The 14,047-nt window shown below is 47.6% G+C and carries 10 protein-coding genes; 3 read left to right on the forward strand and 7 right to left on the reverse strand.

Annotated elements, in window-relative coordinates:
- Positions 1-295 precede the first annotated feature (295 nt).
- Positions 296-3,418, forward strand: coding sequence for a transglycosylase domain-containing protein (locus ACFTRD_RS18890; protein WP_379382645.1), 3,123 nt, complete (start codon positions 296-298; stop codon positions 3,416-3,418).
- Positions 3,419-3,587: 169 nt separating this feature from the next.
- Here the strand turns inward: ACFTRD_RS18890 and acsA are convergent, their stop codons facing one another.
- On the reverse strand, positions 3,588-5,312 hold the full coding sequence (acsA, locus tag ACFTRD_RS18895; RefSeq protein WP_379382647.1) for an acetate--CoA ligase: 1,725 nt from the start codon (positions 5,310-5,312) through the stop codon (positions 3,588-3,590).
- Positions 5,313-5,767: 455 nt separating this feature from the next.
- Here acsA and ACFTRD_RS18900 point away from each other — a divergent pair, with 455 nt between their 5' ends.
- Positions 5,768-6,400, forward strand: a complete 633-nt coding sequence (locus ACFTRD_RS18900) for a GNAT family N-acetyltransferase (protein ID WP_379382649.1) — start codon at positions 5,768-5,770, stop codon at positions 6,398-6,400.
- A gap of 151 nt (positions 6,401-6,551) precedes the next feature.
- On the opposite strand, the gene ACFTRD_RS18905 is transcribed toward ACFTRD_RS18900, so the two are convergent.
- The 4 genes from ACFTRD_RS18905 to ACFTRD_RS18920 form a co-directional block, all read right to left on the reverse strand.
- The gene (locus ACFTRD_RS18905; RefSeq protein ID WP_379382651.1) at positions 6,552-7,247 is read right to left on the reverse strand and encodes a 5'-methylthioadenosine/adenosylhomocysteine nucleosidase; all 696 of its coding nucleotides are present in this window, start codon (positions 7,245-7,247) and stop codon (positions 6,552-6,554) included.
- A 167-nt stretch (positions 7,248-7,414) separates the two neighbouring features.
- Positions 7,415-8,428, reverse strand: coding sequence for a catabolite control protein A (ccpA, locus tag ACFTRD_RS18910; RefSeq protein ID WP_024631149.1), 1,014 nt, complete (start codon positions 8,426-8,428; stop codon positions 7,415-7,417).
- A 92-nt stretch (positions 8,429-8,520) separates the two neighbouring features.
- Positions 8,521-8,868 (reverse strand): bacillithiol system redox-active protein YtxJ, encoded by a 348-nt coding sequence (gene ytxJ / locus ACFTRD_RS18915; RefSeq protein WP_379382653.1) that lies wholly within the window; start codon positions 8,866-8,868, stop codon positions 8,521-8,523.
- 122 nt (positions 8,869-8,990) lie between these two features.
- Positions 8,991-9,434 carry a hypothetical protein gene (locus tag ACFTRD_RS18920; protein ID WP_379382655.1) on the reverse strand — a complete coding sequence of 148 codons (444 nt, stop codon included), beginning with the start codon at positions 9,432-9,434 and terminating at the stop codon, positions 8,991-8,993.
- Positions 9,435-9,676: 242 nt separating this feature from the next.
- Here ACFTRD_RS18920 and ACFTRD_RS18925 point away from each other — a divergent pair, with 242 nt between their 5' ends.
- Positions 9,677-10,204, forward strand: a complete 528-nt coding sequence (locus ACFTRD_RS18925) for a type 1 glutamine amidotransferase domain-containing protein (protein WP_379383122.1) — start codon at positions 9,677-9,679, stop codon at positions 10,202-10,204.
- Between the two features lie 120 nt (positions 10,205-10,324).
- On the opposite strand, the gene ptsP is transcribed toward ACFTRD_RS18925, so the two are convergent.
- A complete protein-coding gene (gene ptsP / locus ACFTRD_RS18930; RefSeq protein WP_379382657.1) occupies positions 10,325-12,085 on the reverse strand; it encodes a phosphoenolpyruvate--protein phosphotransferase in 1,761 nt (586 codons plus the stop codon).
- Positions 12,082-13,962: a glucose PTS transporter subunit IIA gene (locus ACFTRD_RS18935; RefSeq protein ID WP_379382659.1), complete on the reverse strand. Its 1,881-nt coding sequence runs from the start codon at positions 13,960-13,962 to the stop codon at positions 12,082-12,084. Before ACFTRD_RS18935 ends, ptsP begins: the two co-directional genes overlap by 4 nt.
- Between the last annotated feature and the right edge of the window lie 85 nt (positions 13,963-14,047).

The raw sequence follows: 14,047 nt of genomic DNA on the forward strand, positions 1-14,047 counted from the left end.
TCTTTAATAGAAGTCATTCAAAGGGAAACAAAGAGGCCGTACTGTGTAAAATATACAGTTACGGCCTCTTCCCTTCTGCCCCATCTTCCCGTCATAGCCCCACTTTGCAGACAGGCAACTTCCATGTTTTACTGAAATTCTTCAGGGTTTCTCATGATATGTAATTTAATTTCGCATGATATATATCATTATGCAAGAAAGAATGGCAATTTTCGACCATTGCTTGTATTTCTCAGGCATGCAAACCCGCCTTTTTATGCTATAATAAGTGCTGTTAAAAGGAGGAAGACACTGAATGGTTGATGTTAATAAGAAAAAGCCTGATGAACAGCCTGCCCGCAAGCGCAGTTTTGCCCGCAGACTGGGTAGTGTCGTCAAATGGATGGTTGTCCTGGGATTCATGGGGGTGCTATTTGCAGGCGGTGCTTTGATGGGTTACGTCAGTTCCATTGTGAAAGACGAGCCCGTCCGGTCAAGGGCCCTGATTGAACAGAAAGTCAGCGAAAACTCCATCACAGGCTTTGCTTACTTTGCCGACGGCAGTCCGATCGGCCAATTACGAACAGAAGAAGACAGGCGTCCGGTCACCTTTGACCAGATCCCGCAGAAAGTTATTGATGCTGTTATTTCGATTGAAGACAATCATTTTTACGAACATAAAGGTGTAGACATGAGCGGAACGCTCCGCGCTGTGAAACAGAAAGTGCTGAAAGAATCTGTTCAAACGGGCGGCAGCACACTGACTCAACAATTGGCCCGGCGTGTATTTCTCAATCTGGATCGAACCGAGGACCGGAAAGTGAAAGAAATATTACTTTCGCTCCGACTCGAACGTTTCCTGACCAAAGACGAAATTATGACAGCGTATCTGAACAAGGTTCCTTTTGGTAACGGCTCCAGTGGATATAATGTATATGGAGTCAAGGCAGCTGCCAAAGGACTGTTCAATATTAATGATTTGAGCAAATTAAACACAGCTCAGGCTGCTTATCTTGCAGGATTGCCTCAGCTCCCCTCCTCTTATTCTGCCTTTAATGGAAAAGGCGACTTTGTTGAGGACAATTTTGAGCGTGCAATCAATCGTCAGCATCTGGTCTTGCGCCGTATGCTGGAACTGGGCAAAATTGATCAAACCGAATATGACGAAGCTCTTGCTTTTGATATCAAAAGTTCTCTCGCACCCAAAACCATCAAAGCTTACAACACTTATCCATACCTTATGATGGAAACGGAACGACAAGCTGCTCAGATTTTGATGAAACAGCTGAATTCGGATAAAGCTGAAGGCACGGATGCCACTGCGGGTACAGCCAAGGATTCGGATACCGATACACCACAAAAAGAAAGCAGCGCCCTGCTGGAAGAAGCCCAGATGCAGTTGCGTACAGGTGGATACCGCATCTATACAACCATTAACAAGAGTGTATACAAAACGATGCGTACCATTGCCGAAGATGACAGTAATTTCTCAGCTGACGATTCCGTGAAAGGAAAAGAACAGACTGCTGCCATACTCATCAATCACAAAACGGGTGCTATTCTTGGCATGATCGAAGGCCGTGATTTCCAGGATGAACAGATGAACTATGCAACCCAGATGATGCGTCAGCCAGGTTCGACCATGAAACCTATTGCCGCATATCTGCCTGCATTGGATGAAGGTCTTGTTCAACCGGCCTCCATTATCGATGATTCACCGATCATTCTGAAAGACGGCCCGAACGGATTCCATATTCCGAAAAATGCCAACAATCGTTACCAAGGACTCGTGACAGCCCGCCGAGCACTGAACTACTCATTAAATGTACCTGCTCTGAAGCTGTTCAACGAAGAAGTCGGGATCGACAAATCATGGGCTTTTGCCAAGAAGCTCGGAATCACCACCATCCAGAAGGATGACTACCAGGCCCAGACCGGCGTTCTTGGAGGTCTTCAGTACGGTGTAACCGTTGAGGAGCTCACTAGTGCGTATGGAGCCATAGCCAACAACGGTGTATACAATGATTCCTATATGATCAGCAAAATTGTAGACTCCAAAGGAAATATTGTATATAAACACGATGCAGAACCTGTTCAGGCCTTCTCTAAACAAACCGCATACCTGATGACAGATATGCTCCGTACCGTTATTACGGAAGGAACGGCAGATAAAGTCCGTGAAAATTACAAGTATTCCAAAAGTGTGCCAATCGTAGGTAAAACGGGTTCAACCCAAAATTACGCGGATGTCTGGTTCGAAGGCTACACGCCAGATGTCACACTGGGAGTTTGGGTTGGATACAAACAGTCAGTAAACACACTGGAAACCAAATCACAAAAGAAACGCGCTCAGCAACTATGGACCCAAATCATGAATCAAGTCATTGCCACAGACAAAGAAATGTTTGTCACGGATTCATTCAAGAAACCATCCGGGATTGAGACACGAACCGTCTCAGCTTATAGTGGCAAATTGCCAACTTCGTTGACAGACAGATATGTCACCGATATTTTCAACAGCAAATTTGTGCCGAAGGACAGCGATGACGGTGTCGCCAAAGCCAAGTATATTACCTACAATGGTGTAAACTACATTCCGCGCGATCAAACACCTGGAGACATGACGAAAGAGAAAACGGTTGTTAAACGCAAGAAACCAATCTCTGATCTCATCAAAGAATTGCAAAGCGCTTTCTCACGGATGAGTCGTCACGAATCACTTGGGTATTACCTGCCGGAAGATGCGGATGCCGACATGCCGACACAGATTGATCCAAGAACGGATAACGGCAAGGCACCAGATGCGCCAGGCAATGTAAGAATATCCGTTGGTAACGGAAACGCCGTGATTACGTTTAACGCCACACCGGAAAGTGATGTCGTCGGATATCGTCTCTATCGCTCCGTCAATGGCGCCGGATTCCAGAATCAGGGGCAGGTTGTCCTGACAGGTGAGTCCAGATCATTTACTGCATATGCACAAGGTGGAAACTTTGTTTTCTACGTCACTGCAGTGGATGTCGCTGGTCGTGAGTCTGCTCCCAGCGCAGCAGTTAGCAGCGCAGGAGTGGCAGAACCTCCTGCAGATGAAGAAATAAAAGAACCGATTACTGTTCCGGGAACCGTAGTTATCCCGGAAGATTCCGAGAATGGAAACACCGCAACGACGGCTCCGGCTGCTCCTGGTCAGGTCAGCGTTACGGCTCTCTCGCAAGGACTACGCATTCAGTGGGCATCCAATCCTGAAGCGGATGGCGTCCAAAGTTATGCTGTATATTATAGTGAAACGGGCGCAGCTCCTTACACCAAAATTGGAACGACTTCAGGTACTTCCATGGATTACGGAGTGCCTGCATCCACTAGCGGATGGTTCAAAGTATCCGCCAGCAACAGTGTAGGCGAATCTGAACCGTCCGGGGCCGTGCATTTCCAACCTTAATACAGAGTTATCAAGATTCCACTTTTAACCCCATTCTCGCATCTTGAGGATGGGGTTTTGTTTTGCATGGATACCCAAAAGCAAAAGCCTGATCCGCAATGAGACACGGATCAGGCTTTGAATTGGAATCGTGGGACAGGCAGACGTGCTGCGTCCGCTGGTTTATTCTTTAGTCTTCAATGGTCGACAGATCACCCGTTGGCAGATCCAGCTCCCAGGCTTTCAGGACGCGGCGCATAATCTTGCCAGAGCGGGTCTTCGGCAGTTTATCCTTGAACTCAATCTCACGCGGAGCGGCGTGAGCAGACAAGCCCTCTTTTACAAATCGATAGATCTCTTCCTTCAGCTCAGGTGTCGGCTCATACCCCTCACGGAGTGCCACAAAGGCTTTGATGATCTCACCCCGAGTTACATCCGGCTTACCGATTACGCCCGCCTCTGCTACTGCAGGATGCTCTACGAGCTTGCTCTCCACCTCGAAGGGACCAATCCGTTCACCAGAAGAGTTAATCACATCATCAATCCGGCCCTGGAACCAAAAGTAGCCATCTTCGTCCATATAAGCGGAATCTCCGGATACATACCAGCCAGAGAGTCGGAAGTATTCTTCGTATTTGGCCGGGTTATTCCAGATCTTCGCCATCATGGACGGCCAGGATGTGCGAATAGCCAGGTTCCCCATACTATATGGCGGAAGCTCCTGTCCTCGATCATCAATAATTGCCGCATCAATTCCTGGTAATGGACGTCCCATGGAGCCCGGTTTGATCGGCATGCCCGGATAGTTACAGATCAGCTGTCCACCTGTCTCCGTCATCCACCAGGTGTCATGAATACGCTGGCCATAGGCTTTCCAGCCCCAACGGACCACTTCCGGATTAAGAGGCTCACCCACGGACATGACGTGACGAAGACTGCTCAGATCATGCTGGGCAATCGTCTCTTCGCCCGCCCCCATCAACATGCGGAAAGCAGTCGGTGCACTGTACCATACGCTGACTTTATTTTTCTCAATGGTGCTGTACCAATCTTGCGGACTAAAACGTCCCCCACGTATAACATTGGTCACGCCATTCAACCAGGGTGCAAAAATTCCATAAGATGTACCCGTAACCCAACCAGGATCAGCGGTGCACCAGTATACGTCATCTTCGCGCAGATCGAGTACAACCTTGCCGGTGTAATAATGCTGAATCATCGCATTTTGCACATGATATACACCTTTCGGTTTGCCTGTAGAGCCTGACGTATAGTGAATGAGGAGACCGTCTTCACGAGTCAGCCATTCCACTTCCATATCATCCGAAGCTGCGGACATCTCTGCATCAAAGTCGATGAGTCCTTCTTCCGTTTGCGGACCTCCACCCACAACAAAAATATGCTTGAGTTCCGGCAATTCGGAACGTTTGATTCGTCCCAGCAATTGAGGAGTCGTCACCAGTGCCACAGCTCCGCTATCCTCCAAACGGTCCTTAACCGCAGTCTCCATAAAAGCTTCAAATAACGGACCTACAACAGCCCCGGCTTTCAATGTGCCCAGCAGACTGAAGTAGAGCTCAGGACTGCGAGGCATAAAAATAAACACGCGATCGCCCTTGGTTACTCCATATTTGCGAAGAACGTTACCGAAGCGACTCGACTGCTCACTTAAATCAGCAAATGTATATGCCTCTTCCCGCGAAGCATCGCTGTATAAAAGTGCTGTTCTTCCGCCTCTTCCTTCCAATACATGACGGTCTATCGCTTCATGCGCCATGTTGACTTTTCCGCTGGCGTGCCACGTAAAGTGCCTTTCAACCGATTCCCAATCAAACCGGCTTCGGGCCTCCGTGTAATCGCCCAGATTAGATTCAGACACAACCGTTTGCAGCATCTCACCATGTGCTTGACTCATGCTTGCCAGCCTCCTTCAACTCGACATCTCGATTCCCATTATGGGTCACTTCTCATTGCCTTTGTGTTGACTGAACTTCCAGTTAGCGCTTACATTAGTAGAGAGAACTTCTCATCATGTACTTGCCAGGCCAAACCGATGAATCCAAACTGCTGTTGATTTGTGAACATTTTTTGTCTACGCAATTATAGCAAATCTTTTCAATCATCGTCTATGGCTTTTCAAATTTTTGGTTTTTTGCTATAAATATGTGTTCAAAAAGATCGGTTTTCAGTACCAAGAAGATGGGATGAAGCTAGAAATGGAGTAGCGGAGCGTAGGGAAAACTACGTGAGCAACGGACATTTCGGCTGAATTCCATATTCGATGCTGATGATGCCACTAGGCATCCTTCGTAATCAAAAGCGGACTTTTTGAACAACCTCTATAAGTAGGGGGAGAGAGGAGCATGAACTATGGAGCATATCAAGGAGTATCATATGCGTTCCATCTTCAAGTCCGGCCACCGAATCATCATTGAAGGACCCGTTCAGGCCGAGACGATTAAGCAGCTTGAATTTCATGCAGATCTGGATGCCTTCAGACGCCCTTCGGAACAACAGAAGGCATTGGCCGAAATTGCCGCATTGCCCGAAGGTCGAATCATCATTGCAAGGGAAGATGAAACCATTGTTGGCTACGTAACGTTCCATTATGCAGATGAATGCGAACGTTGGTCCGAAGGCAATATGACCGATCTGATTGAGCTGGGTGCTATTGAGGTTGCAGATGCCTTTCGATCGTTGGGGATTGGACGGGAAATGCTGCTCACTGCGTTTGAAAATGGACAGATGGAGAAATATATCGTATTTACAACAGAATATTACTGGCATTGGGATTTGAAGGGCAGCGCCCTTTCCGTATGGGATTACCGCAAGATGATGGAAAAATTGATGCAAACCGTAGACATGACCTGGTACGCCACGGATGATCCCGAGATTTGTTCTCATCCAGCCAACTGCCTTATGGTTCGCATCGGCAACCAAGTGCCCTTGGAATCGGAGGAACAGTTCGACCGGGTGCGATTCCGCCATCGTTTTATGTATTAATGAAGAATCAATATGGATGATTTCCGAAAAGGTATACATAGAAAAACCGCCTTTTCATGAACAGATTCATCCACGGATGAACTGTTATGAATAAGCGGTTTTTGTTGTCTTTTAACCTTTTATCATGCTCAACATATGCACCCTTAGAGGGTTACATATGTTCCAGCATATGTTCCACAATACGGTGAGAACGCTGGGAAGATTCCACCGTAAACTCGGCAAAGTTCACATGTGCTGATCCATCGGCTTTGTCAGACATCGCACGAAGTACAACGAACGGAACACGGTTCATGAAACTGACCTGGGCTACGGCAGCCCCCTCCATCTCCGCGCAGGCCCCGTCCATTTCGGTATACAGCATGTTCACCGTATCCTTGTCAGCAATGAACTGATCTCCTGACAGTACTTTGCCGATCAGATAGTTCGCTCCCTGCGCTTTGCAGGCTTCTTCAGCCAACGCGATAAGTGATGCTTCCGCCGGGAATGCAGACGTCTCCTGGTAAGGGATAACCCCGCGCTCAAATCCAAGCGGTGTCACATCCATATCATGCTGTACACACACCGACGAGATGACCATATCCCCAATGTTCAACTCCGGATTAACTGCGCCTGCGACACCTGTGAAAATAATACGGTTAACCTGGAAACGATCAATCAAAATCTGTGTCGTCACAGCCGCATTCACTTTACCTACACCCGATTTGCAAACCACAATTTGCTTACCCAGCCATTCGCCTGCGACATAGGTAATTCCAGTTTGTTTTACAGTCTCCAGTTGCTTCATCCCGGCCAAGAGAAGTTCTACTTCCTCATCCATTGCACCAATAATACCGATCAATTCTCGCATGTTCTAACCTCCCGTATCGCATTCTGCATTTTGCATGTTAAACCTGGACTCGTTTCCCTCCAAGTGTGTTTTTCGTTTACGTTCAGAGACCCATTCAGCACAAAAGCTCCGTTTCCGGAGCTTCCGTAATTCCACTATGTAGAGAGAATTCCTTCTCCCTTTCTTATTTAAACTACGTCCGCGTGGCTTACAGACAGACGAAGAATCGTTTCATGCGGCAAAATAACCCGTGGGTTCTCCACATTTTCCTTCTTCATCAGTTTGGTCAGCAAACGCATCGCTACAGCGCCCAGGTCATACATCGGTTGAGCGACAGTGGTCAACTGAGGGCGGACCATAGAAGCCATACGAATGTTATCCACGCTGATGATAGAGAAGTCATCCGGTACTTTCAGACCTTCATCCTGAATGCTGTGAATAGCACCAATTGCCATTTCATCTGTTGCAGCGAAGATCGCCGAAGGTTTTTTCTTCAATCCGAGGAAATACTTCATCGCTTCCACACCGGACTCATAACGATAGTTACCAATGCGTACGAGATCTTCCTGATATTCCATACCTGCTGCTTCAAGCGCCTTCTTGTACCCTTGAAAACGAGCATAACCGTTGGCAGGATCTTGCAGTGTACCACTGATCATTGCGATTTCCTTGTGTCCATGACGGATCAACGTGTTTACAGCGTCAAATGCCGCAGCTTCATGATCGATATCTACAGATGGGTACGTGCCCTTCTCGTCACTTGTTGCACAGAGAACAATCGGTACAGCCGCTGACTGGAACGCCTGAATGTGCTCGTCCGTCACCGTTCCACCCATGAAGAGCAGACCGTCCACCTGTTTTTCAAGCAGTGTGTTAATTACACGAATTTCTTTTTCTTTCTTCTTATCCGCGTTACATAAAATAATGTTGTAGTGATACATATTCGCAATATCTTCAATTCCGCGGGCAATCTCTGCAAAGGTTGAGTTCGAAATGTCCGGAATGACGACCCCTACCGTGGTTGTCTTCTTGCTCGCCAGACCTCTGGCTACCGCATTCGGACGATATCCGAGCCGATCGATGGCTTCATATACTTTTTTGCGTGTTTGTGGCTTAACATTAGGGTTATTATTAACAACCCGTGATACCGTTGCCATAGAGACACCAGCTTCACGTGCCACATCATAAATGGTTACCGTCACAGTACTTCTCTCCATTACCAGTAAATTTTCATACCATTTTCATTAAGATTTATATTACGACAAATTTATGCATTAATCAATTAAAATAGGCTTTAGGACTCACGCAGTGCATTCGTGATTGTGGTTGAAGTAATATTCGAATGGGAAGTATGCCATACAGGAATTCCCTTTTTGACTAGAATCGCTTGCGGAGATTCGTGCTTAACACCCAGCTTATCCGCTGCTTCATTGGACACAGGACGGTCTTCCACTACATAAATGATCCCGTATTGCACCTGTTCACTTGGACTATTTTGCAAATAATCGTTCATCTCCTGATAGGCATTCGCGCTGATCGGACAGCGTGTACTGTGCTTAAACAGAAGCAAAGGTTGATCCTCGGTAGCCTCCACTGCGGAGTTTAGCTGTTCAATACTTGTCATTTTAGTCATGTCAGCCATTTGATATACATCCCCCTTTACCAGGATTACCGCTATGTTGAGCGTTTTCACTCTACGATATCTTAACAAAAAGAGAGCGAAAAAGCCAATTTTCATGAAAACAAGCATTTTACACGTCAAAATTAGACAGCATTCGAGAAGTGCGCCTTCCATACAAAACCGGATAATTGCCCCAATCTGCGCTCCGTTGTCTCAATCCACTCTGCATCGCCGGATTTCTGGGCGTACCCCATAATATCCAGAAGCAGATTAATGCGCTCTTCTACAGCATGCTGCATCCGATGTTCCATCTCGCGATCTGTAGCATCAGGCCAGGCCAGCAACTGTTCATGCAAGAGGTCTGCAAGTTCATTTCGCTCCCCAAACGATACATCCTGTTTCGCAGGCTGTTCTCCCAACGTACTGATGCACGCTTTCAAATCCGGCTTGACCGGTCGAAGCACTTCGTAGGAAACACAATCTGTACACGCAAATACAGGTACGTTACGAATCTCCACTTTTTTGGCGTATACCACCGTTCTTAATTCCAGTTCCATTACATGTCCGCATCTGCACGTCTTACGCACAGTCATCACCTCATTCGTTCTATGCTCTTATATAGATATCATTCGACCTAATTCCGCTCAAATCCTGCTATAAACCATAGGTTGCACAAATTACCACTGTCCCCAGATGAAGGTTGTCGAATGTAGGGATTCATTGCATTGTAATCGCTTGCGTGGTTGGAGAACATGCATGACCATGAAGTTACCATGAGAATCTGTTACAATAAAGACGCTATGTGCTACTTACCGTAAAAGGAGAGATGATGATGAGACTAACAGGCAAAAAAGTCATCGCCCTGGTCGATGAAGAATTCGAAGATCTGGAACTGTGGTATCCGGTGCATCGTGTTCGCGAAGAAGGCGCCGAAGTGCATCTCGCCGGAGAGAAAAAAGGCAAAACCTACATCGGTAAATATGGTGTTCCCGCAGAGGCGGAATACAGTTTTGAAGAACTCGACAGCTCACAATATGATGGAATTCTTGTACCCGGAGGCTGGGCACCGGACAAGCTGCGGCGTTATTCCAAAGTACTTGAACTCGTCAAGGAAATGCATGCGGATCAGAAACCCATCGGTCAGATCTGTCACGCAGGCTGGGTATTGATCTCTGCCAAAATACTGGACGGAGTTACCGTCACTTCTACCCCGGGCATCCGGGATGACATGGAAAATGCCGGAGCCATCTGGAAAGATGAAGCTGTTGTCGTAGATGGACACATCATTTCGGCTCGTCGTCCGCCTGACCTTCCTCCGTATGGCAAAGCATTTTGTGATGCCCTTGCTGAAAAATAAAGCAAAACCCCATGCCATATTGATATTGGCGTGGGGTTTTGTTATTAAATACTTCTTTTTTCCAAAATTGTACAAAAGTAAATATTTTCATTTGAAGGTATTTAATAGAAATAAATCAATCTAAGATGCATTTGATCCGCTCTGTTCATCCGGGCTACCCATCGAATCATTGAAGACCTGCAGACGCTGTTCGATGTCTGCACTTGTCCGCAGGGTGAAGCAATCCTGTGCTGCCTCTTTGGCAGCCGCAGTCGTCGTATTCAATACCCTGTGCTTCACACGCAGCAAGGATTGTGGGGACATACTCAAATTGCTTATACCTAGTTCCAGCCATATAGGGATCGAACGCTCGTCTCCGGCCATCTCCCCACACACACTGACATCAATCCCTGCAGTGTGTGCCGCTTCCACTGTCGCGCGCAGCATGCGCAGTACGGCAGGATGATACGGGTGATACATGTGAGCAATCTGCTCGTTCATTCGGTCTACAGCCAGTACGTATTGCACTAAATCATTCGTACCGATACTGAAGAAATCAGCTTCCTCGGCAAGCAGATCGGCGATCATCACCGCTGCTGGCACCTCAATCATGATGCCCACCTGAATATGCGGATCGTACGGCAACTCTCGCTCGTCCAGGTCAGACATCGCTTCACGCAGGATTTCATTGGCCTCCTGAAGTTCTTCTACCGAAGAGATCATCGGGTACATAATTTTAACATTACCGGCAGCACTGGCGCGCAAAATGGCTGTAAGCTGTGTTTTGAACAGATCTTTGCGGTCCAGACTGATTCGAATCGCACGATATCCCAGAAACGGGTTATCTTCTTCCGGAAGTTCGAAATAGTCGAGCTGCTTGTCACCACCAATATCGAGCGTACGAATAACTACCGACTGACCTGCCGTTTTCTCAGCAACAAGACGATAGACCTCATATTGCTCCTGCTCCCCCGGAAATGTAGCACGGTCCATGTAGAGGAACTCTGTCCGGAATAAACCAACGCCCTTCGCCCCATGTTTCAATGCCATATCCAGTTCCTTGACGGAACTGATGTTAGAAGCCAGATGCAGAACGGAGCCGTCTTTGGTTACCGCATCCACTGTAGCAAGTACCTGCAACTGTTCTTTTTTCTTCAATTGTTTGCTGCGAATCATCGTGTAACGTTCAATTGTCTTACGATCCGGTTCTGTAAATACCAGGCCGTTATCTCCATCGACAACCAGCATATCCCCGGTCTCTACCGGCATGCCAAGACTCGCTTCCAGACCGGAAACGAGTGGAATACCAAGGGCACGGGCCATAATAGCGGAGTGCGACGTTTTACCTCCGATGAGGGTCACGATGCCCAGCACATGACTTGGATTCAAATGCGCAAGTTGAGAGGGAGACAGCTCTTTAGCCACAAGAATATAAGGCTGTGTATCCGATGGAAGCGTAATTTCCGGTGCACCCAGCAAATGCTTTAACAATCGGTTTCCAACGTCCTTGATGTCTATGGCGCGTTCCTTCATATATTCATCTTCCAGCAGATCAAACATGGTGACAAAATGATCAATCGCTTCTTTGACGGCCACTTCTGCCGCCTTGTATTGACGCTCAATTATGCCACGAATCTCGTTCATGAATACGGGATCTTCCAGAATCGCCAGATGTGCATCAAAGATGCTGGACTCTTCCGGCCCAACGACTTCCTTGAACTCATTCTTGATATATTCAATCTCATCCTTCGATGTCCGTATGCCCTCGTACAGCCGTTCGAACTCTTGGGCGAGATCCACCGAATCCATCTTCTGATCCGGCAGATCCCATTCCCAACTGGGCAGGACAAATGCTTTGCCGATGGCTATGCCTGCAGCGCCGTTGATGCCTTGTATCTTCATTCTACCCCTCCAACGTTCCTGTCATAGAGCACCACGGACATAACGGATGCCTGACCTTTCTTAACTTGCTTAAATGGAGCAAAACTCCATGATTTAACACGATCTGGATTCGTGATCACCATCGGTGTCGTCAGCGATGCCGCCTCGGCTCGCAATACAGCCAGGTCAAACTTGATTAACAACTGACCCGGCTCCACCGTGTCCCCTTCCTGAACAAAGGCTTCAAAGTGGCCTTTCAGTTGGGATGTGTCAATCCCGATATGCAACAGGACCTCAAGTCCTTCCCGGGTTGAAATCCCCAAGGCATGCATCGTAGGATACATGTGCATAATCGTTCCGTATACGGGCGAGACCAGCTCTCCCTTTTCCGGAACAAAGGCTACACCATCGCCCACAAGCTTGGCTGCAAATATCTGATCCGGCACCTCTTCAATCGGTAACATCTTACCCTGAACCGGAGCACAGAACAGAACCTGCTGCAGATCCCGTTCGAGCAGCTTTGCAATCTCTTCCCGGATCAATTCCGAGTAGGTGCCAAATACGACTTGTACGTTACCGCCACCCAGCTTGATAAGGCCTGCGGACCCCATACTCTTCATTGCACCTGTATCGATTAACCGATCATTATGCACGGTGAGACGAAGCCTTGTAATACAGGCCTCTACCTGCACAATGTTTTCTTTCCCACCCAGTGCTTCCAAAATGAGAGGCGCCTGATAAGGAATGTTACCTACCCAATCTTCCAGCATGGACCCCTCTTCACGGCCTGGAGTCGGAATCTTGAACGTGCGGATCGCCCATCTGAACAGGAAATAATAAACCAACCCATATAGTATGCCAACCGGTATGATCTTCCACGCATTCTCCGATAGATGAAAATTGAGTATGTAGTCAATAATGCCAGCCGAATAAGAGAAACCATGGCGTATATCAAGCCAGTAGCTGATCCACATCGCAAGACCCGACATGACTGCATGCACGATAAACAGATATGGTGCAGCAAACAAAAAGGCAAACTCAATCTGCTCCGATACCCCTGTCAGAAAACAAACAAGCGCGGAAGTAAGAAATGTTTTTTTGATTTTCGGTTTTAGGTCTTCCCTTGCTTCCTGAATAATGGCAAAGGCAATCGCTGGAATTGCGAACATCATGATCGGGAACAACCCCGCCATAAAATATCCTGCTGTCGGATCGCCTGCAAAAAAACGTGGCAAATCCCCTTGCACAATATTTCCGTCTGCTGTTTCATACGTTCCCAGTTGGAACCAGAACACATTGTTAAGCAGATGATGCAGTCCAAAGGCCACCAGTACCCTGTACAGGACCCCATATATAAACAGCCCAAAACCGCCGAGACTGTATTCCCAGGTGGCGATGGCGTTCAATGCATGTTGCAGTATGGGTGCGATCCATAACATAAAAAAGGAGAACAGTGCCGAGCACAGTCCAACAATGAGCAAAACAAACCTTGAACCGCCAAAAAACTGTAAGATTTCGGGCAATTTAATGCTTTTGAACCGATTATGCGTCACCCCGGCGAGTGCGCCGAGAATAATTCCGATTAAGGAAGCAGGTTGAATGGTGCCATCCCCGAAATTGCGAGTCACCTGATCATATATCACAATACCAGCCAGAGCAGCGAGTCCCGCTTGTCCGGCCTGGTTGGAGAGTCCCAGCGCTACACCGACAGCGAACAAATACGGCAAAAAATAAAAAATACCGTGTCCGGCCACGGTAGACACTTCACCAACAACTTTCAATCCCCAGGCGTCCCAGGGCAAACTGCCAACACTCAGCAAAATTGCGGCGGCGGGCAGGACCATTGTAGGCAGCATTACCGCTCGTCCGAGCTGCTGCAAGGATCCGAGCCAATTCATGGCGACCTCTCCTTTCTATCCTAGATGGTAAGCTTTACGCAACGTTTTGTCAAAGCAAAACAGTAACCAATTGGCAATTTGTATC

This window comes from Paenibacillus sp. NPDC056933 (assembly GCF_042674385.1).
Taxonomy (GTDB): domain Bacteria; phylum Bacillota; class Bacilli; order Paenibacillales; family Paenibacillaceae; genus Paenibacillus.